The organism is Pseudomonas sp. PsB, from assembly GCF_043658375.1.
GTDB classification, from domain to species: domain Bacteria; phylum Pseudomonadota; class Gammaproteobacteria; order Pseudomonadales; family Pseudomonadaceae; genus Aquipseudomonas; species Aquipseudomonas putida_Z.
The window spans coordinates 1-19868 of record NZ_JBIGLU010000059.1; the positions used below are offsets into that span (position 1 = coordinate 1).

At 66.6% G+C, this 19868-nt stretch carries 15 protein-coding genes and 1 rRNA gene; 15 read left to right on the forward strand and 1 reads right to left on the reverse strand.

Translation table 11 applies throughout. The annotated features are described in order from the left end of the window. Positions 1-70: ribosomal RNA gene (locus ACGLHT_RS28900) — 16S ribosomal RNA — on the reverse strand; the annotation flags it as partial. Positions 71-516: 446 nt separating this feature from the next. Here ACGLHT_RS28900 and tagH point away from each other — a divergent pair. The 15 genes from tagH (at position 517) to ACGLHT_RS28975 (ending at position 19577) form a co-directional block, all read left to right on the forward strand. Beyond that, positions 517-1875 (forward strand): type VI secretion system-associated FHA domain protein TagH, encoded by a 1359-nt coding sequence (gene tagH, locus ACGLHT_RS28905; protein ID WP_274121031.1) that lies wholly within the window; start codon positions 517-519, stop codon positions 1873-1875. Positions 1876-1914: 39 nt separating this feature from the next. Beyond that, positions 1915-2412 (forward strand): type VI secretion system lipoprotein TssJ, encoded by a 498-nt coding sequence (tssJ, locus tag ACGLHT_RS28910; protein ID WP_274121032.1) that lies wholly within the window; start codon positions 1915-1917, stop codon positions 2410-2412. 15 nt (positions 2413-2427) lie between these two features. After that, complete coding sequence (gene tssK, locus ACGLHT_RS28915; RefSeq protein ID WP_274121033.1) at positions 2428-3762, forward strand: type VI secretion system baseplate subunit TssK; 1335 nt, start codon at positions 2428-2430, stop codon at positions 3760-3762. A 6-nt stretch (positions 3763-3768) separates the two neighbouring features. After that, on the forward strand, positions 3769-5076 hold the full coding sequence (locus tag ACGLHT_RS28920; protein WP_085619145.1) for a DotU family type VI secretion system protein: 1308 nt from the start codon (positions 3769-3771) through the stop codon (positions 5074-5076). After that, positions 5073-8582, forward strand: a complete 3510-nt coding sequence (gene tssM / locus ACGLHT_RS28925; RefSeq protein ID WP_274121034.1) for a type VI secretion system membrane subunit TssM — start codon at positions 5073-5075, stop codon at positions 8580-8582. Before ACGLHT_RS28920 ends, tssM begins: the two co-directional genes overlap by 4 nt. After that, a complete protein-coding gene (gene tagF, locus ACGLHT_RS28930) occupies positions 8579-9235 on the forward strand; it encodes a type VI secretion system-associated protein TagF (protein ID WP_137164678.1) in 657 nt (218 codons plus the stop codon). The genes tssM and tagF overlap by 4 nt, the downstream gene beginning before the upstream one ends. Next, positions 9232-9951, forward strand: a complete 720-nt coding sequence (locus tag ACGLHT_RS28935; protein ID WP_075046091.1) for a PP2C family serine/threonine-protein phosphatase — start codon at positions 9232-9234, stop codon at positions 9949-9951. The genes tagF and ACGLHT_RS28935 overlap by 4 nt, the downstream gene beginning before the upstream one ends. Further along, positions 9948-12965 (forward strand): serine/threonine-protein kinase, encoded by a 3018-nt coding sequence (locus tag ACGLHT_RS28940; RefSeq protein ID WP_274121035.1) that lies wholly within the window; start codon positions 9948-9950, stop codon positions 12963-12965. The genes ACGLHT_RS28935 and ACGLHT_RS28940 overlap by 4 nt, the downstream gene beginning before the upstream one ends. Beyond that, positions 12965-13669, forward strand: a complete 705-nt coding sequence (locus tag ACGLHT_RS28945; protein ID WP_274121036.1) for an ATP-binding cassette domain-containing protein — start codon at positions 12965-12967, stop codon at positions 13667-13669. The genes ACGLHT_RS28940 and ACGLHT_RS28945 overlap by 1 nt, the downstream gene beginning before the upstream one ends. Further along, entirely contained in the window at positions 13669-14871 is a 1203-nt protein-coding gene (locus ACGLHT_RS28950) for an ABC transporter permease (RefSeq protein WP_274121037.1), read from the forward strand. Before ACGLHT_RS28945 ends, ACGLHT_RS28950 begins: the two co-directional genes overlap by 1 nt. Then, complete coding sequence (locus tag ACGLHT_RS28955) at positions 14864-16651, forward strand: SUMF1/EgtB/PvdO family nonheme iron enzyme (protein WP_274121038.1); 1788 nt, start codon at positions 14864-14866, stop codon at positions 16649-16651. Before ACGLHT_RS28950 ends, ACGLHT_RS28955 begins: the two co-directional genes overlap by 8 nt. Before the next feature lie 71 nt (positions 16652-16722). Continuing rightward, positions 16723-17628 (forward strand): type VI secretion system-associated lipoprotein TagQ, encoded by a 906-nt coding sequence (gene tagQ, locus ACGLHT_RS28960; RefSeq protein WP_274121040.1) that lies wholly within the window; start codon positions 16723-16725, stop codon positions 17626-17628. Positions 17629-17753: 125 nt separating this feature from the next. Next, positions 17754-18647: a hypothetical protein gene (locus ACGLHT_RS28965; RefSeq protein ID WP_038408275.1), complete on the forward strand. Its 894-nt coding sequence runs from the start codon at positions 17754-17756 to the stop codon at positions 18645-18647. Further along, positions 18644-19084, forward strand: coding sequence for a hypothetical protein (locus ACGLHT_RS28970; RefSeq protein WP_274121041.1), 441 nt, complete (start codon positions 18644-18646; stop codon positions 19082-19084). The genes ACGLHT_RS28965 and ACGLHT_RS28970 overlap by 4 nt, the downstream gene beginning before the upstream one ends. Before the next feature lie 31 nt (positions 19085-19115). After that, positions 19116-19577 (forward strand): hypothetical protein, encoded by a 462-nt coding sequence (locus tag ACGLHT_RS28975; RefSeq protein WP_075046083.1) that lies wholly within the window; start codon positions 19116-19118, stop codon positions 19575-19577. The last annotated feature ends 291 nt before the right edge of the window (positions 19578-19868 follow it).

Below are 19868 nucleotides of genomic sequence, written 5' to 3' on the forward strand. Positions count from 1 at the left end.
TGATCATCCTCTCAGACCAGTTACGGATCGTCGCCTTGGTGAGCCATTACCCCACCAACTAGCTAATCCGACCTAGGGAAAGTCAGCGGAAACAGCGGCGAGCAGCGGCGATGCGTTCACCAGAATTCGATCTCCATATCGGCCCTTGGTGAGGGCGTGTTGTTGTGCGAAGTTGCAAGTGTGAACTGGCGCACAAACTTTCCAAAGAGTGCCGGGGTGATATCATGGTGATATTATTTTGGCACTTCGAAGTTGCGCATTTATGGTTTATTTATTCGCGAGTGTCAAGGTAAGCTACGCGCCCCCGAGTGCCAGCTGTGAATCCGTTGGCAGTTACCGAGCACCACTCGTCCGATTCCATTCGGTTAGCCTCGGCATTAGCGTTGAATAGCCGTCGTATGTTCGGTTGTGTGCACGAAGCCCCCGTAAATCAAGGGGTGCAGCTGTATTTGAGTGGTTGTGGGGAAACAACTCAAATGGATGGATTGATGTTTTAAATGGATGCATGGAGGCGTGATGGCACTTTGCCTAACTATCACTAGTTACCACAAGATTACTCCCGGGCAATGCCCGGAGATGCGGCTGGAAACCGGTGCCATCACGCTTGGCCGTGCGGCGGATAATGACTGGGTACTTCCTGACCCCGAGCGGTTGGTATCGGCCCGGCATTGTGTGATCCAGTTCAAGGACGGGCGATATTTTTTGACCGATGACAGTACGAACGGTGTGGAATTAGTTCGTGCCGGTATTCGCTTGCGTCGCGGTAACAGTGAGCAGTTACTGGATGGCGAAGTTATCCGTATTGGGGAATACGAGATACAGGCGCGCATCGAGGCGAACCTGCCTGGCGCCCTGGAGGGCGAACCCCAGGTACACAGTTTCGAGGCGCTGATGGCCAACCAGGTGGCGGCCCCGGCCGTTCCCGCCCCGCCGATTTCCGGTGCGCCGGCTGCGTTCCTGCAAGGTGCGTCGAACCACGACACGCTGCCTGACCTGTTCGACTTCCTCGGCCCCTCGAGCGTGCCGCCGGTCAGCCAGCCCGACCATGTGCCGGCTCAGCAGCACGACTTCCGCCCGCCAACCCCGGTGGTGGCGCCTGCCCCGGCCGCCGAACCGGCTGCGCCGGGGATGATCCCGGAAGACTGGAACCTGTTCGGCTCGGCACCGGCACCGGCACAGTCCCCGGCCCCGACCCCGACTGCGCCGCCTGCGCCAGCCGTTCCGGCAGCGCCTGTACAGCCTGCTGCAGGCGCACCAGTCGCCGCACCTGCGCCAGCCGCAAGCAGCGATGCGTTGCTGCAGGCGTTCCTGCGCGGCGCCGGTATCGAGCACCTGCGCATCGACGCCGCCGACGCCGCCGCGCAAATGGAGGCCATCGGCCAGAGCTACCGCTTGATGGTGGAGGGCCTGATCGACGTGTTGCGTGCACGCAGCAGCCTGAAGGGCGAGTTCCGCATGCAGCAGACCACCATCGCCCCGGTGCAGAACAACCCGCTGAAGTTCGCCCCCAATGCCGACGAGGCGTTGCTGCTGTTGCTGCGTCACGGTAACCAGGCGTTCATGGCGCCGGACCAGGCCGTGCGCGAAAGCTTCGATGATGTGCGCGCCCACCAGCTGGCGGTGATGGCGGGCGTGCAGGCCGCAATCAAGCACCTGCTCGCGTGTTTCCAGCCGGCGCGCCTGGAGCAGCGCCTGGCGCCTGCGGCAGGGCTGGCCAAGTTGTTCGGCGGCTCGCGCCAGGCCCACTGCTGGCAGCAGTTCACCGAGCTTTACGGGCAGATCTCCCGTGAAGCCGAAGACGATTTCCAGGAACTGTTCGGCCGCGAATTCAGCCGCGCCTACGAGGCCCACAGCAGCCGTTTGCAACGTAGTTGAGCGCACCCAGGAAGACCACGGTACGTCAAGAGGACAAGGATGAAAGCAATACGACTGGTCGCAGCCCTGAGCCTGGTGCTGCTGGCTGCCTGCAGCAAGGACACGCCGGTTGCCCCCGCTGCCGACAGTGCACCGGACAGCACAGCCGTGACCCTGTATTTCAGTGCCGCCGAGGGGCTGAACCCGGGCCCTGGCGGCACGCCTGCGCCGGTACGGGTGCGCCTGTACGAGCTGAAGAACAGCGCCGCATTTGCCCGTGCCGACTACTTCGCCCTGGCCGAGCGCGCCCAGGCCACCCTCGGCGCCGACCTGATCGACCAGGACGAAGTGCTGTTGCAGCCCGGCGGCCAGTTGCGCCTGGAACGTCCGCTCGACCCTGCCACTCGCCACATCGGCCTGGTGGTCGGTTACCGCGAGATCGACCAGGCCCAGTGGCGCAGCGTGCTGCCGGTGCCGCCGCGGGACTATCAGATCAGCCTCGATGTGCGTGCCGTGCGCAGCGCCGTGGCCACCCCACAACCTGAACCTGCCCGCTAGGCAATCGGAGTCCCCATGTCCTGGAACAATCGCGTGGTGTGGTCGGAAGGCATGTTCATCACGACCCAGCATTTCCAACAGCATGATCGCTACCTCGAACACCTGGTCGACGCCCGCAACCGGCCGCTGAGCGTGGCCGCGTGGGGTTTCTCCGAGCTGCTGCTCGACCAGGGCCTGCTTGCCCAGGGCAAGGTGGCGATTCTCAGCGCCCGCGGCTTGCTGCCCGACGGCACGCCGTTCGACATCCCCCGCGACGACCTGCCACCTGCGCCGCTGGAAGTGCCCGACGATCTGCGCGATGGCGTTGTCCACCTGGGGCTGCCACTCAAGCGGGCGGGGGCCCGCGACACCGTCGACGAGGGCGAAGCCGTCGCTGGCGCCCGCTATGTCAGCCGTGTCAGCGAGGTGCGTGACGACAACGCGCCGTTCGAGAACCGTGCCCCGCTGGCCCTCGGCAGCCGTGCCCTGCGCCTGCTGCGCAGCGAGGACGGCCTGAGCGACTACGCCGCCCTCGGCATGCTGCGCATCCGCGAAAAGCGCGCCGACCGCGCGCTGGTGGTGGATGACAGCTACATCCCGCCGGTACTCGACGTGGCGGCCAGCCAGCAACTGTCCGGCTTTTGCGGCGAGCTGCTGGGCCTGCTGCACCAACGTGGCGAAGCGCTGGCGGGCAGGGTGGTCGCCTCGGCCAATGGCGGGGCGTCGGAGATTGCCGATTTCATGCTGCTGCAACTGGTCAACCGCACCCAGCCGCTGGTCGAACACCTCAACCAGCTAAGCCCGCTGCACCCAGAGCGGCTGTACAGCGAGCTGGTGGCCCTGGCTGGCGAGTTCGCCACCTTCACCCGCGATGGCCGCCGCCCGCACAGCTTCCCGGTGTATCAGCACGACGACCTGGCGGCGACCTTCGCGCCAGTGATGGCCGCCTTGCGCGAGGCCTTGTCGACGCTGATCGACAGCAAGGCGGTGGCCATTCCCATCGTCGAGAAGGCCTACGGCATCCACGTTGGCATGCTTGCCGACCGCAGCCTGCTCGACAGCGCCAGTTTCGTCCTGGTGGTGCGTGCCGATGTGCCCAGCGAGACGCTGCGTAGCCGCTTTGGCCAACAGAGCAAGATCGGCTCGGTGGAGCACATCCGCGACCTGGTCAACCTGCAACTGCCAGGCATCGGCCTGCTGCCGTTGCCGGTGGCGCCTAGGCAGATCCCGTTCCATGCCGGCTCCACCTACTTCGAGCTCGACCGGGGCAGCGAGCACTGGAAGCAGTTGCAACACTCCGGTGGCTTTGCCTTCTACGTCGCCGGCGAGTTCCCCGGCCTGAGCCTGGCCTTCTGGGCCATTCGAGGATAACCCGTGATGCACCCGGAAGATCCGCAGGCCAACGACCGTACCCAGTTCATGCCGCGCCCCGGTGGCCGTGCTGCCCCGCAACCCGCCGCGCCAGCGCCGCAGCCGCCGCCGTTGCAGGTACCGGCCGAGCCCCTGGCGCCTGGCCAGGGCGTGGGTGTCAACCCGCTCGAGCAGGCGGCCGGGCCGTTGCTGGCCTTGCTTACCCGCCTGCGCAACACCATCGCTCATTCGGCGCCGGCCAGCCTGCGGGCGCAGTTGCTGGCCTATCTGCGCCAGTTCGAGACCCGTGCCGAAGCCGCCGGTGTGGTGCGCAACGAGGTGCTGCTGGCGCGCTATGCGCTGTGCACCGCGCTGGACGAGGCGGTGCTCAGCACGCCGTGGGGCAGTGCCAGCGACTGGAGCCGGCAGAGCTTGCTGATCACGGTGCACAACGAGGCCTGGGGTGGTGAGAAGGTGTTCCAGCTGATGGAGCATTGCCTGCAGAGCCCGCGCGAACGCCTCAACCTGCTGGAGCTGTTGTACCTGTGCACCAGCCTTGGCTTCGAGGGCCGCTACCGGGTCATGAACGATGGCCGCGCCCAGCTCGAAGCGCTGCGCGAGCGTACCGCTGCGGCAATTCGCAGTGCCCGTGGCGAACGTGAGCGCGAACTCTCGCCACACTGGCGTGGGGTGGCTGTCAGCCGTGACCGCCTGGCCCAGTTCGTGCCGCCATGGGTGGGCCTGGCGGTGGCCGCGGCATTGCTGTTGCTGCTGTTGTTCGGCCTGCGCCTGAAGCTGGCCGCCGATGCCGAGCCGGTGTTCCGGGGTATCCACGCGCTGGGCGAAATCCCGGTACAAGCCATGGACCGCCCGGTGCTGCAGCCCAAGCCCGTGGAGCGCCCGCGCCTGGCCGGGTTCCTCGCCGATGACATCAAGGCCGGCCGGGTTTCCGTCGAAGACGCGGTCGACCGCTCGGTGGTGACCATTCGCGGTGACGAGCTGTTCGCCAGCGCCAGCGCCAGCATCAAGGGCGATTTCCAGCCGCTGATGCTGCGCATCGCCGAGGCAGTGGCCAAGGTCAAGGGCAATGTCCGGGTCACCGGGCACAGCGACAACCAGCGCATCGCGACGTTGCGCTTCCCGTCCAACTGGGCGTTGTCGCAAGCGCGCGCCGAAGAGGTCAAGGGCATCCTCGCCGCGCGCACCGGGCAACCCGAGCGCTTCAGCGCCCAAGGGCTGAGCGACACCGAGCCCCTGGCGTCGAACGACACCGCGCAGGGCCGGGCGAAGAATCGCCGGGTTGAAATCACCGTTCTGGCGGAGGGCGTCGAGTGAAGGCGTTTTTCAGTTTTGTCATTCGCTGGGTGATCCCGCTGCTGGGCCTGATCGCCCTGAGCCTGATCATCTGGTTCGTCGGGCCGTTGCTGGACATGCTGGCGTCGCCCACGCCACGTTGGCTGCTGATCGTCCTGCTGTTCGCCCTGTGGGGCGGCTACCGCGCCTGGCGCATCGTGCAGGCGCGCCGGCAGGCGGCCAAGGTCATGCAGAGCCTGGCCGCAGAAACCGCCCCGGACCCTGCCAGCGTGGCCACCACCGAAGAGCTGGCGGCGCTGCGCCAGCGCATGGACGAGGCCCTGGCCCTGTTGAAGAAGGCCCGCCTGGGCGGTGACGAGCGTCGCAACCTTTACGAGCTGCCGTGGTACGTGATCATCGGCCCGCCCGGCTCGGGCAAGACCACCGCGCTGGTCAACTCCGGCCTGCACTTCCCGCTGGCCGCGCAACTGGGCGAGGGCGCCATCCGCGGTGTGGGCGGCACGCGCAACTGCGACTGGTGGTTCACCGACCAGGCGGTGCTGCTCGACACTGCCGGCCGCTACACCACCCAGGACAGCCACGCCCAGGTCGACAAGGCGGCCTGGCTGGGCTTTCTCGACCTGCTCAAGACCCAGCGCTCGCGCCGCCCCATCGACGGTGCATTCATCGCCATCAGCCTGTCCGACCTGCTGCGGGGCAGCGACGCCGAGCGCGCCGCCCACGCCGTGGCGATCCGTGCGCGCATCCAGGAACTGTACAGCCAGCTGGGCGTGCGCTTCCCGGTGTACCTGATGCTGACCAAGCTCGACCTGGTGCCGGGCTTCATGGAGTTCTTCGACAACCTGGGCAAGGACGAGCGCGCCCAGGTGTGGGGCATGACCTTCCCGCTGGATACCCTGGAGCAGGGCGCTGACGGCCCGTTGGCGCAGTTCGACAACGAGTTCGCATTGCTCGAGCGGCGGCTCGGTGAGCGCCTGGTCGAGCGCCTGCAACAGGAACGCGACCCGGCCCGGCGCGACCTTGTCTACGGCTTCGTGCAACAGTTCGCCGCCCTGCGTGGCAACCTCAAGGCCTTCCTCGACGGCATCTTCAAGCCCAATGCCTTCGAGGCACGGGCGTTGCTGCGCGGTGTGTACTTCACCAGCGGCACCCAGGAAGGCAGCCCCATCGACCGGCTGATCGGCAGCATGGCCCAGAGCATGGGCCTGGACCGTGCGCACCTGGCACGCCAGAGCGGTAGCGGGCGCAGCTATTTCATCGAGCGGTTGTTCACTGCCGTGGCCTTCGCCGAGCGTGGCCTGGTCGGCAGCAACCCCAAGGTGGAGCGGCGGCGCCGGTGGATCGCCCGTGGTGCGCTGGCCGTGAGCGTGGCGCTGGTGCTGTTGGTCGGGACCTTGTGGGCCCTCAGTTATCGGGCCAACCAGCAATACATCGCCGAAGTCGACAGCCGCCTTCAGCCACTGGGCAAAAGCGTGCAAGGCCTGAGCCCTGCGCAGCGCAACGTGGTCGACGTGCTGCCGCTGCTGAACGCCGTCCGCCACCTGGCCGACGACCCTCCCAACTGGGCCGAGGGCCTGGGCCTGTACCAGGGCGACATGCTCGAAAGCGAATCGCAGAGCCTGTACCGCAAGCTGCTGATCGCCATTTTCGCCCCGCGCCTGGTCACCCGCATCGAGGAACAGCTGTATGCCGGGGGGCCATCCGATTACCTCTACGAAGGGCTCAAGGCCTACCTGATGCTGGCTGATGCCGAGCATTACGACCCAGACTTCATCAAGGCCTGGATCACCCTCGACTGGGAGCGCCAGTTACCCCGCGACCTTGCGCCCGACCTGCGTCAAGCCCTGGGGCAGCACCTGGCGGCGCTGTTCGAGAAACGTCCGCCGAACGCACGCCTGGACCAGCGCCTGATCGACGACACCCGTCGCCAGCTGCAGCAGTTGCCGGTGGCCCAGCGTGTTTACGACCGCGTCAAGCGCCAGAAGCTGCCAGGCGGGGTCGAAGACTTCCGCGTCAGCGACGCTGCCGGGCGTGATGCCGCCCTGGTGTTTCGCTTCAAGAGCGGCAAGCCGTTGAGCGAGCCGCTGCCGGGGCTGTTCACCGTGCAGGGCTACCGCCAGGCATTTCTCGCCGCCAGCCTGGCGCAGAGCACCACGCTGGCCGAGGAACGCTGGGTACTGGGCCGCGCGCCGGGCGAAGCGGGCGATGCCAAACGCCTGGCCGACGATGTGCAGCAACTCTACTACCAGGATTACATCCGCCACTGGGATGCCCTGCTCGACGACCTGGACGTCGTGCCTGTCACCAGCGTTGGCCAAGCCGCCGACGTGCTGCGGGTGCTGTCCGGGCCGACCTCGCCGATGAAGCAGCTGTTGCAGGCGGTGGCCCGTGAAACCAACCTGGCGCAGCCGACCACGCTCGACAAGGTCCAGGACAAGGCCGAGCAGGCCGGTGTCGACCAGCTGCGCCAGCGCCTTGGCGGGCTGCTCGGCGACGCGCCGCTGCCCGTCGACAGTCCCGCAGCCCGCACGCAGGACCCGGTGACCGCGCACTTCGCCGAGCTGGCCACGCTGGTCGGCAGCGGTGAAGGCCAGCCCGCCGCCATCGACGGCTTGCTCACCGACCTCAATGCGCTGTACGTGCAGGTCAGCGCCATGGTCGGTGCCAGCGGCGACGCCTTGCTCGGCGAGGCCAAGAACCAGGCCCAGGCTGCGGCGCAACGGGTAGCCCTGGGCGCGGCGCGCCAGCCCAGGGTGGTGCAGAACCTGGTCAGTTCGGTACTCGGCTCGACCCATGGCATCGTCATGGGCGGGGTGCGCAACCAGCTCAATGCCGCCTGGGCCAGCGAAGTGCTGAATGTCTACCGCCAGTCGCTCAGCGGCCGCTACCCGCTGGTGGCCGGCAGTTCGCGCGACGCCACCTTGGAAGACTTCGGCCAGTTCTTCGGGGTCGGTGGGGTGATGGACAACTACTTCCGCAAGTACCTGCAGCCCTACGTCAATACTTCCAGCACGCCCTGGAGCTGGCAGCCGGGCGCTGCGCAGAAGCTTGGGATCAGCGGTAATGTGCTGTACACCTTCCAGCGCGCGGCGACCATCCGCGACGCGTTCTTCCGCAGCGGTAACGGCCTGCAGCCAAGCGTGCGTTTCGAGCTCAAGCCGGTGGCGATGGACGCGAGCATCACCCAGTTCCTGCTCGATCTCGACGGCCAGCAAGTCAGCTACGACCACGGCCCGAGCCGCCCGGTGGCGTTGCAGTGGCCCAACCCGAACAGCATCGGCGTGGTTCGCCTGTCGATCGCGCCGCCATCGGCCAGCGGCCGTTCGGGGCTGACCGTGGAGGGCCCATGGGCGTGGTTCCGCCTGCTCGACCAGGCCGACCTGGTGGCTGGCAGCTCGCCGGAGCGTTTCAACCTGCGTTTGCGCGTGGATGGCGCCAGCGTGTCGTACGAGCTGCGTGCCAGCAGCGCCTTCAACCCGTTCCGCAGCCGAGTGGTCAGCGGTTTCAGCCTGCCGGAGCATCTGTGAACGACGTGGGTTTCTACGGAAAACTGGCCTGCCGCGGCGACTTCGTCAGCCGTGGCTTGCCACAGACCTTCATCCAGCCCTGGGACCAGTGGCTGGCCGCCGGTATCCAGGCCAGCCAGCAGGCGCTTGGCGAGGCGTGGCTGCAGGCCTACCTGGTCAGCCCGTTGTGGCGCTTTGCCCTGGCGCCTGGGGTGTGTGGCCCGGACGCGGTGGTCGGCGTGCTGATGCCGAGCATCGACCGGGTGGGGCGGTATTTTCCGCTGAGCGTGGCGCAGGTGCTGGAGCCCGGGGTGGCGATCGCAGGCATCGTTGGCGGGGCCGATGAGTGGTTCGAAGGTGTCGAGGCGGCGTTGCTGGGCACGCTTGAAGCGGATGCGGCTTTCGAGCATTTCGAGGCAGCCTTGCAGCCTTTCGACCAACCCCGGCCGCTGCTGCAGGGGCCACGTGTGGCCGTGGGCGGGTTGCAGCGGCTGGACGGCAGCACGCCGCAGGGCAGGGCGTTGGCCCTGGCCGAATGTGCCTGCGAAGGCATGAGCCTGTGGTGGGGCCTGGGCAGCGAGCGGATCGCACCTGGCCTGCTGCGTAGCCAGGGCCTGCCGCGCAGCGAGCAGTTCGCCGCGTTCCTGCTGGGCAGCGAGGCGAAACCGGCATGAGCCGCGTGCACTACAGCGCGGCCAGCTACAGCCATGTAGGCATGGTCCGCAAGATCAACGAAGACGCCTGCCTGGAGCTGACCTGGGATGGCCTGTGGGCCGTTGCCGACGGCATGGGTGGGCATGCCGCCGGCGACTATGTGAGCAGCCTGGCCGTGGACAGCCTGCGCCAGTTGCCGCTCATCGATGGGTTGGAGGATTTCACCCAGGCCCTGCGCGACACCTTGGCCCGGGTCAACCGCGCGGTACGCGAGGAGACCTTGCGCCGGGGCGTGGCGATGATGGGCAGCACGGTGGTGGTCCTGGCCGCCCGCGGCGACCGGGCGGTAGGCCTGTGGGCCGGTGACAGCCGCCTGTATCGGCTGCGCGATGGCCGCATCGAGCGCCTGTCGCATGACCACAGCTATGTCCAGGAACTGCAGGACAGCGGCCTGCTCAACGAGGCCGAAGCCCGCGTGCATCCGCGCGGCAACATCGTCACCCGCGCCATCGGCGTCGAGGACCAGCTCGAACTCCAGGCGGTGGATGTGCAGGTACAGCCGGGCGACACCTACCTGCTGTGCAGCGACGGCTTGAACAAGACCGCCGAAGACCACGAGATCGCCGACGTGCTCGGCCACGCCGACCCCTATCAGGTGGTCCGCAGCCTGGTGCACCTGGGGCTGACCCGTGGCGCCCCTGACAACATCACCGCCGTGGTGGTGAAGGCGAAATGAAGAGCACCCCGAACATGCAGATTCCCGGATTCGACATCGACAGCGAGATTGGCCAGGGCGCCATGGCCAGCGTCTACCTGGCCACCCAGCGCTCGCTGCAGCGCAAGGTGGCGCTGAAGGTGATGGCCGCGAGCCTTGCCGCCGACCCTACCTTCTGCGAGCGCTTCCTGCGCGAAGGGCGCACCCTGGCGCGGCTGGCCCACCCGCACATCGCCACCATCCATGACATCGGCAACGTCGGCGAGCTGTACTACATGGCCATGGAGTACCTGCCCAGCGGCACCCTCAAGGAGCGCATCGCCGCCGGGCTTGCACCCGAGCAGGGCTTGCTGTATGTGCGGCAGATCGCCCAGGCGCTGGGTTATGCCCACGGCCAGGGGTTGGTGCACCGCGACGTGAAACCGGCCAACATCCTGTTCCGCGCCGACGGCACGGCGGTGCTCTCGGACTTTGGCATCGCCAAGTCGCTGGATGACCGCACCCAGTTCACCCAGGCTGGCTTCGCCGTCGGCACCCCGAGCTATATGAGCCCGGAGCAGGCGCGGGGAATGGACATCGACGGCCGCGCCGACCTGTATGCGCTTGGGGTGGTGCTGTACGAGATCCTTGTCGGCGAGCTGCCCTACCGTGGCACCGATGCGTTGTCGACCGCACTGGCCCACCTGACCGAGCCACTTCCGGAGCTGCCCATCGAGCACGGGCGCTACCAGGACATCCTGCGCGGGCTGCTGGCCAAGGACCCCGACCAACGCTTCGCCGATGCCGACGCGTTGCTGGCCGCACTCGACCGCTTGCCTGCCGATGACCAGGACAGCACAGTGATCCGGCCGTTGCCGGTCGCGATGCCGGGCAAGGCAGACCTTGGCGGCTTGACGCCGGTGTCCATCGATATTCCGCAGGCCACGGCCGAGCCGGTGGGCTCACCCACGCTTGCAAAGGAGCCGTCCCGGCCCAGGCCCGCTGCGCCGCGGAAACCAGCCTCGGGCATGCCGGCCAAGGCCATGCTGGCCGTGGCCATAGCCGCGGCGCTTGGCCTGGGCGCGACCTTGTTCTGGTTGCGCAGTGGCAGCGACCAACCGGATGTGCAGCCACCCGTGGCGCAAACCGCGAGCGAACCGTTGACGACAACCGCTCCACCGCCAGCGGCCAGCGAAGACGGCCGGCCTTTGTTGATGCCGGGCAAGAAAACCCTGTTCCAACGCGTGCTGAGCAAGCCCGAAGCGCAACTGCGCGCACGGCCCGGTGACAGCGCGGGTGAACCGCTGCCGGCGTTCTCGGTGCTGTACGTGTACCAGCGCAAGGACATCGACGGCCAGCCCTGGCTGGAAGTTGGCGCCTCCAGCAGCGGCCAGCGCGACGGCTGGTTGCCTGCGGCGCAAACCAGCGACTGGAAGCAAAGCCTGGTGCTGAAGTTTACCGAGCGTTCCGGCCGTTCACCGGTGATGTTCATGCGCCAGGCCGATGACCTGCAGCAACTGCTCGACGACACCGGCAAGGCCCGCGCCGACCTGCTCAAGGCGCAGAACGAGCCCGACCAGGTGCCCCAGGTGCTGGCCCTGGAGCCCGCCGCCAGCGCGGTGCCGCAGAACCAGTTCTACCTGATGCCGATCTTCGACTACCGCGAAAGCTTCGGCGCCGACGGCCAGCCGGTGCAGTTGCTCAACGTCGCCTCCATCGACCCCGGCAGCAGCGTTCGCAGCCAGGTGGCCACGGCTGCCGGTGCGGCCGTGGCAACGGACAACCGCTTCCGTACCGGCATCGTCCTGGTGGTCGACACGTCGGTGTCGATGCAACCCTACATCGACCGCGTGCGCCAAGTGGTCAGCGAACTGCAGGCGCAACTGGCTGCACGGGGCGAGCTGGGCAATGTCAGCTTCGGCCTGGTGGGCTTTCGCAACAGCGTCAAGCGCACCCCGGGCCTGGACTACCTGAGCAAGACCCTGGTCAGCCTGGAGGAGGGCCGCGACCCGGCGCGCTTCCTCAAGGCTGCCGCGCAGGTCAAGGCCACCAGCGTCTCCAGCCATTCGTTCAACGAAGATGCCTTTGCCGGCGTGATGCAGGCCGTGGAGGGCATGGACTGGTCGGGCTATGGCGGGCGCATCGTCCTGCTGGTCAGCGATGCCGGTGCCCTGCGCAAGAACGACCCTTACAGCAGCACACAGATGAACGAGGCCGAGGTTCGCCAGGCTGCGTTGAGCAAGCAGATCAGGATCTACGCCCTGCACCTGCGCACCCCGGCCGGTGTAAAAAACCATGGCGCTGCCGAAAGCCAGTACCGCGTGCTTACCGCCGACAGCAACCCGCAGATCGGTGACCTGTACGTGGCTGTGCCGGGCGGCGATGTGGGCGCCTTTGGCGAGCGCGTGCGCGAGATCGGCTCGACGTTCGCCGAACTGGTGCACCAGGTGCGTGAACAGCAGCCACAGCCGTTGCCCCAGTTGGGCTCGGGCGCGAGCCTGGCGGCGAAGTCCCAGGCGATCGGTTATGCCATGCACATGGACTTCCTCGGCCGTAACGGCGCCAGCCAGGCGCCGCAACTGGTCAGCGCCTGGGCCGCCGACCATGACCTGGCCAACCCGGCGTTGCCGAGCCTGCAGGTGTGCGTGATGCTGACCAAGCTGCAACTCAATGACCTGCAGCAGTCGCTGAAGCTGATCGTCGATGCTGCGCGCAAGACCCGCAGTTCGCCGGGTGATTTCTTCAACGAGATCGCCAGCGCGAGCGCCTACATGAGCCGCGACCCGGGTGCCCTGCGCAAGGGCGCAAACCTGGCCCAGGGCGGGGTACTGGGCGAATACCTCGAAGGCCTGCCATACCGCAGCAAGTCCCTGAGCATGACCGAGGACCTGTGGCTGTCGCTGTCGGTGGCCGAACAGGAGGATTTCATCGACGAGCTGGACTCGAAGATCCGCCTGTACGAAACCTTCCACAACGACATGGCCAACTGGGTGCGCTTCGGCAAGGCCGAGCCGGGCGATGCCCTGTACCGTGTACCGCTGTCGACGCTGCCGTGATGATCAGCCTGCACGCGGTGCACAAGACGCGCGGCCAGGGTGCCCAGCGCTACAGCCTGCAGATCGACCGGCTGCAGCTGGCGGCAGGGGCACGGGTGGCGCTGGTCGGCCCCAGCGGCTGCGGCAAGAGTACCTTGCTCGACCTGCTGGCGCTGGTGCTGGCGCCGGATGCCGCCGAGGGCTTCGTCTTCGCCGGCACCGATGTGGCTGGCCTGTGGCGCCAGCGCCGCCTCGATCAGTTGGCGGCGCTGCGCAGCCGCCAGCTGGGCTATGTGCTGCAGGCCGGCGGATTGCTCGGTTTCCTCGATGTGCGTGGCAATATCAGCCTGCCACGGCAGCTGTTGGGGCTGGGCGAGGACGGCAGCGTCGAACGCCTGGCCGAGGCGCTGGACGTGCATGACCAGCTGGCCAAGAAACCTGCCGCGTTGTCGCTGGGGCAACGTCAGCGGGTCAGCTGCGCCCGGGCCCTGGCGCATGCGCCGGCATTGTTGCTGGCCGACGAGCCTACCGCGGCGCTGGACCCGGTGAACGCCGAGCGGGTCACGCAGTTGCTGCTGCGCGAGGCACAGGCGCGCCGGGTGACCTGCGTGCTCGCCACCCATGACGAAGCGCTGGCGCGCCGGGCCGGGTTGAGCGTGCTGCGCATGGCCTGCCGGCGCGATGCCGACGGCGGCGTCACCGCCACCTTGGCGCAGGCCGTCTGATGCGCCCGTGGCTGATCGCCGGCCTGGCCTGGCAGGACTACCGCAACGATGCGCGGCTGTCGGCGTGCAGCGTGCTGGCGCTGGTCGCGGTGATCGCGCCCTTGCTGGTGCTGTTCGGGCTCAAGTTCGGCCTGGTCGGCAGCCTGACCGAGCGGCTGCAACGCGACCCGAGCGTACGCGAGATCATTCCCTTGGGCGGTGGCCGTTTCCGCGCCGATTTCATCGATGCCCTGGGGCAGCGACCGGACGTCGCCTTCGCCATCGCGCGGACCCGGCAGATCGCCGCCACTGCAGAGCTGCTGCTGCCTGCCAAGGGGCGTGCGGTAACCGTCGAGATGCTGCCGACCGCTGCCGGTGACCCCTTGTTGCAACAGGTGCCGCCGCCGCAGGGCCTGCAGCAGGTGGTGCTGAGCTTTACCGCTGCCGAGAAGCTCGGTGCCGCTGCCGGTGATGAGCTGCAGGCCAGCTTCAGCCGGCAGCAGGCCGGCCAGGTGCAATGGCGCCAGACGCGCCTGCAGGTAGCTGCCGTGCTGCCGTTGGCGGCGTTCGAGCGCGATGGCCTGTTTGCTTCCCTGGCCCTGCTCGAAGCGGTCGAGGACTACCGCGACGGGCGCGGCGTGCCGGCGCTGGGCTGGCCGGGCGAGGCCACAAGAAATGATGCGCAGCGGATATACCCGGCGTTTCGCCTGTATGCCCGTGGGCTGGCTGATGTCGAGACGCTGCGCGCCTACTTTGCCGAACGCAAGTGGCTGGTATCGACCCAGGCAGCGCAGATCGCCCAGGTGCAGGCCCTGAGCCGCAACCTTGACCTGGTGTTCTGGATCATCACCAGCCTGGCCGTGGCCGGTGCCGTGGCAGCCATCGCCGCTGGCGCGGTGGCGGCGGTACAGCGTAAGCAGCGTGAGCTGGCGGTGCTGCGCCTGCTGGGGTTCGGCACGGCCGCGCTGCTGCTGTTCGTGGTGTTGCAGGCGCTGTACAGCGGCGTGCTGGCGGCCGCAGTTGCCGGCGCCCTGTACCTGCTGGCCGAGCAGGGCCTCAACCGGATCTTCACGCAGGTGCCAGGCGAATACGCCAGCCATCTGTTGCCCATGCATTACTTCGTTGCGTTGTCTGCGGTGCTGCTGGCCAGCACAGCCGCTGCTGCCCTGGGTGGCTGGCGGGTGACGCGCATCGATGCCAGTCAAGGAATTCGTGATGTCTGAACTTCGCCTCGGGGCTACGGCCCTGCTTCTGACCACGCTGGGCCTGGCGGCCTGTTCGCCGGGTACCGACGAGCCGCCTGCCAAGCCGGCCAACGCCGCTGCCGCCAGCGCCCCGGCGCAGCCGGTCGACACCAGCAAGCTGGACAACCCCAAGCCCTTGCCGGGCGACGTCAGCCTGCCGCTGCCATGCGGCGGCGAACTGGTACTGCGCAGCGTCTACGTGCTGGCCCAGGGCAGCCTGGACGACCGCGAGGTCAACCTCGGCTACCCGTTCAGCGAGGGTGAGGCCGGCTACCAGCAGTCGTTCATTTCCGGTTATCGGCGTGACTTCATCAATGGCCAGTTCAGCCTCCAGGACCTTTCGCCCGCCTGGCAGAAGGCTGTCGCCCCCAACCTGCCCGAACTCGACCAGGCTGGCCCGCTCAAGCCGATGATGTATTTCATCGGCAAGTACGAGGTCAGCGCCCGGCAGTATGCCCAGGTGATGGCTCAGGCCCAGTCGCTGGCCAGCGGCGAGGCGGCGCCGGCCTGCCAGCCCGATACCACGGCGGCCGGGCGCCTGCCCAAGGTCAAGCTGTCGCGTTTCGAGGCCGAGCGCTTTGCCGCGGTCTACAGTGCCTGGCTGCTCAAGCATCACCGTGACCTGCTGCCGGTCAGTGGCCGGGGCAGCAAGGCCGAGGACGGCGGGGTCGGTTTTGTGCGCCTGCCCACCGAAGTGGAGTGGGAGTTCGCTGCCCGTGGCGGCTCTGCGGTAAGCCGCCAGGAACTGGAAGGGCGGCTGTTCCCGCGCAAGGTTCAGGGTAGTGACAGCGACGGGCCGCTTGGCGACTGGGCAGTGTTCAACCAGGTGGCTGGCGGCACCGGGCAGGCCGCACGCCTGATGCCGATCGGTACCCGGCTGCCGAACCCGCTGGGGCTGTTCGATGTGATCGGCAATGCCGCCGAAATGGTTCAGGAGTCGTTCCAGCTGGTGCATGCCGGCCGCTTGCAAGGCGCCTATGGTGGCTTCGTGGTCAAGGGCGGCAACTACCTGGAAGGCGAGGGCACGCTGTTTACCGGCATGCGCCGCGAGTACCCGCTGTTTGGCGCTGACGGTACCGAACAGCGCAACGAGACCACGGGCTTCCGGGTGGCCATCGGCGCCTTGTCGGCACCCCGTTCGCGTTACCAGGAACTGTTCGAGCAGTGGCAAAAGGAAGGGCGCCTGGCCAGCCTGACCGACGATATTGATGCCGTGCAGGACCCGACCAAGCGCCTGGACAGCATCATCGCCGCCACCGCCGACCCGCGCCAGCAGGCCGAGCTGGGGCTGGTCAACGAAGAACTCAAGCGCAGCGTTTCGCTGATCGGTCGCCAGCGCGAAGAGGCTGCCGGCAACCTGATCCAGTCTGCCGCGCTGGTGGCCGAGACCATCAACAACTACAACATTCGCCTGACCAACCTGCGCAACACCCAGGCCGAGGCCAAGGCGCGTGGCGACCAGACCACCGTGAGCATGTACGCCGCAGCCATCGCCAACGGCCGCGCCGCCCTCGATGGCGCCGTGGCGATCTACATCGACAACCTGGCCAGTGGTACGCGCTACACCGATGCGGTGATCCAGGCGCAGTTCCAGCGGGTCAAGGAAGAACTCAATCGCAAACCGGTCCTGGGCAAGAGCCTGGTGAGCCGCGCGACCCTGTTCGTTCGCCATGTTGGGGAGTACCGCCAGAACCGGCGGGCCGACCCGGCAACGATCCTCAAGGAGCTCCTGGCATCGGCCGCCGCGCGGCCTTCGTAGTGGCTTCTGCCTGACGCAACCGCGGGGTGGCATGAAGCCCCCCGTTTTAACCACCCACGTGAGAAAGTGACATGTTCAAGACCATCTTCACGGCTACCCATGCCCGTTCCGCCCTGCTGCTCGCCGCCGGTTTCAGCACTGTCCTGCTGGCGGGCTGCTCCAGCTCTCCGGTGTCCAAGGTTGGTGCCACGACCAAGGTCGAGTACTACCCGAGCTGCTACGAGCCTGTGCAGCATCTGCGCTCCACCGACGGTGACATGACCCGCTCGGTTGCCACAGGCGCCGTCATCGGGGCCCTCGGCGGTGCCTTGACCGGCGCCCTGGTCGACGGCGACAACCGCGGCCGCAATGCCGCCATCGGTGCGGCGGGTGGTGCCCTGGTGGGCGGTGCGGCCGGTTACTACACCGAGCGCCAGAAGCAGATCAGTGACGACAAGCAGCGCATTGCCTCGTACGCCACCGACATCGACAAGAGCGCTGCCGACCTGGACCGCACCACGGCCTATGCCAAGGCTTCGCAAAGCTGCTACCAGCGTGAGTTCACCAGCCTGATCGACGGCCGCAAGGCCAACCGCATCAACGACACCGAAGGGCGCAAGCGCCTGGCCGAGATCGTCTCGGGCCTGCAGGAGTCGAACAAGCTGCTGGCCACCGTCAACGGCCGCGTTGCGGAAAACCTCGACAACTACACCCAGGCCTACGAGCAGGACCTCAAGCAGGTTGGTGTGGCTCGTACCGATGTGGCAACCGTGGCTGAGCCGCCCAAGACCACCACTGGCAAGAAGAAGACCCAGGCCGTCAAGGTGAACACGAAGGTGCCGCAAGAGGCGGTCGCCACCGAGAAGACCCTGCAGAAGGCCACTACCAAGAAAGCCGAAGCCCAGCAGGTGGCCAATGCCGGCGTCGACCAGGTCAACAAGATGTGCCGCAGCCCCGACATGGGTGACTGGGCGCCGGTGCCTTGCCCGAACGTGTAACCCACGCTCCGTTGCGCTCGCGCTGGTGCACGTGCAGCCCCTGGCAGGTCGCCTGACCTGCACGGGGCGTGCGTGGGCCGGCGCAGCGGCTTTTCGAATCAAGGAGAGTTGTCGTGACTGATCTTATGTCCGGCGCCCTGGGCGGCTACCGGCAGCAAATGGCGCGTCAGCGGCTGCTGCTGACCGTCGACCAGCAGAAGCTGTTCAGGGCCATCGATGCCGACCCGGGTATCGTGGGTGCTGGTGTTGTCTATATCGATGCCGAGTACAACGTGATCGTCCTGCGCGAATTCAAGCCTATCTGCAGCATTGCGCCCAAGCGTGTGATTCTGCAGGAGGCAGCACCTTACAAGTCGCCTGAACAGTTCATGACCCAGCTGCAAACCGGCGCGCGTGAGCGCAAGGTGATGGCAGAGGCCGTGAACGCCAGTCTGGGTTGCCTCTCGGCCTATCTTGGTTGGGTCGTCATGTTCAGTGGCACCATTGCCGTACCGTTCACTGGCGGCGCCAGCATGGTGTTGACGGCGGTCGGTTATGCCGCCGCGGCTGCGGGTACCGGGCAGTGCATGATGGGCGGGTACCGAGTGTTCAACGAAGTGTTCGACCCAGGGCAGAACGACTGGCTCGACAGTAACGACACGGTCCAGACCGTGATGAGCATACTGGACGGCGTCGCGCTGGCAGGTGTGGGCGCATCGAGCCTGAACACCGTGCGGTTCCTGCAGGCACGCAAAGCGGCGACCGGCAAGGGCTGGAGGGAGCTGTTCCATAGCCTGTCGCGGCAGCAACGCAAGGCGCTGGCCGAGGAGCTTCTGCTCATCAAGCATCCGTCGCTCACTGCCAAGCAGCTCAAGCTGAAGCAAGCGGCGGGAACTGCGATCAAACGTTTTACCCCTACCGAAATTCAGCATGCCACGCGTACCTTGATCAAAGACTCGATAGGCGGCTTGTCGGGCTTTGGCAGCAGTAGCTTCGTGCAATCGGTTGCAGTGGGGCTTTACGAGGAGATTACCGAGTGACCCGTGACCAGGAGCTGCAAGCGTTTCTTTCCCGTTATTTCGGCGTGTTCATTGCCGAGTTTTTCTTTTCCTGCATGGCGCTGGGCGGCACCGTCTCGCTGGTGTTCTCCACCTATATGCGCAGCTCAGACCCTGAACTCTCGGTGATGGTGCTGGCGGCAGCCGGTGTAGTGAGCGCCGCCTCGCATATTGCCATGGTGCGTGGCTTTGCCTGGGGCGTGCGCGGTGTGATCGGCATCCTCGTGGTTGCCTTGCTCGCCGCATTGCCCAGCTACGGTTATCGCCCGCACATGGGGGCGTACATTTCCGTCCTGGTGTTCGGTTTGCTGGCTCTGCTGATCATCAACAGCCAGCGTTACCGCCAGATGCGCGTGCGCCTGGTGGAGTATCGGGACATCCGAAAAATCAACCGTCGCGCGGCTAAAACCTCCAAATGACACCTTTCTCTGATGTAACGAGGGGATCGGGATGAATCTGCGCCGAACGCGTACCTGGCTCGGTGGTTTGCTATTGCCCTTGCTCGTTGCTTGCAATGGCCATAAGGTCGAGCGTGTCGTGGTCTATGAGAATAACGTCCATCACTGGCGCATCGAGCACGTGGTGGAGCAGAACTGGCCGGTGGGGCCTCGCCAGTATTATCAGGTGTTTCTCAAGGACCGCCTGCTGATCCTGCCTGCCAATGTGTTCAACGACGAGCGCGACATTAGTGAGTTCGTTGCTGCGGGCGGTTTCGACATCAGCAACTGGCGCAACGACACGATCATCGTGGCGTTCGAGAACGTGCAAAAGCGCGAAGGTGGCAACGAGCATTTTGTCCGCTCGCTGATGATCACCCCGGAGTACAAGGAAGGGGAGGTGATACTGAGCGACATGGCGAGCCATATGCAGATCGTGGTGCAGCGGGTGGAGCCGGTTGGGGAGGGGAAGTAGCAGGGCAGTGGTGTTGTAGGCAAGCAAATGAACTAGCTGTGGATGTCACCGGCATTTGTGGGAGCGGGCAAGCCCGCGAAGCAGGCGCCTCGGTGGATGGCACCGGCTGCGCCGGTGTTCGCGGCTAAAGCCGCTCCCACAGGTTCACCATGAACTTGAAGCCAACGCAGTACCTGTGGGAGCGGGCAAGCCCGCGAAGCAGGCGGTGCGGTGTATGGCACCGGCTGCGCCGGTGTTCGCGGCCACGGCCGCTCCCACAGGTACAGCGTGATCCCGAAGCCAGCGCAGTAC

Coding starts and splice junctions, on each gene's coding strand:
- tagH (WP_274121031.1), top strand. CDS start 517: ATGGCACTTTGCCTAACTATCACTAGTTACCACAAGATTACTCCCGGG.
- tssJ (WP_274121032.1), top strand. CDS start 1,915: ATGAAAGCAATACGACTGGTCGCAGCCCTGAGCCTGGTGCTGCTGGCT.
- tssK (WP_274121033.1), top strand. CDS start 2,428: ATGTCCTGGAACAATCGCGTGGTGTGGTCGGAAGGCATGTTCATCACG.
- ACGLHT_RS28920 (WP_085619145.1), top strand. CDS start 3,769: ATGCACCCGGAAGATCCGCAGGCCAACGACCGTACCCAGTTCATGCCG.
- ACGLHT_RS28935 (WP_075046091.1), top strand. CDS start 9,232: ATGAGCCGCGTGCACTACAGCGCGGCCAGCTACAGCCATGTAGGCATG.
- ACGLHT_RS28940 (WP_274121035.1), top strand. CDS start 9,948: ATGAAGAGCACCCCGAACATGCAGATTCCCGGATTCGACATCGACAGC.
- ACGLHT_RS28945 (WP_274121036.1), top strand. CDS start 12,965: ATGATCAGCCTGCACGCGGTGCACAAGACGCGCGGCCAGGGTGCCCAG.
- ACGLHT_RS28950 (WP_274121037.1), top strand. CDS start 13,669: ATGCGCCCGTGGCTGATCGCCGGCCTGGCCTGGCAGGACTACCGCAAC.
- ACGLHT_RS28955 (WP_274121038.1), top strand. CDS start 14,864: ATGTCTGAACTTCGCCTCGGGGCTACGGCCCTGCTTCTGACCACGCTG.
- tagQ (WP_274121040.1), top strand. CDS start 16,723: ATGTTCAAGACCATCTTCACGGCTACCCATGCCCGTTCCGCCCTGCTG.
- ACGLHT_RS28965 (WP_038408275.1), top strand. CDS start 17,754: ATGTCCGGCGCCCTGGGCGGCTACCGGCAGCAAATGGCGCGTCAGCGG.
- ACGLHT_RS28975 (WP_075046083.1), top strand. CDS start 19,116: ATGAATCTGCGCCGAACGCGTACCTGGCTCGGTGGTTTGCTATTGCCC.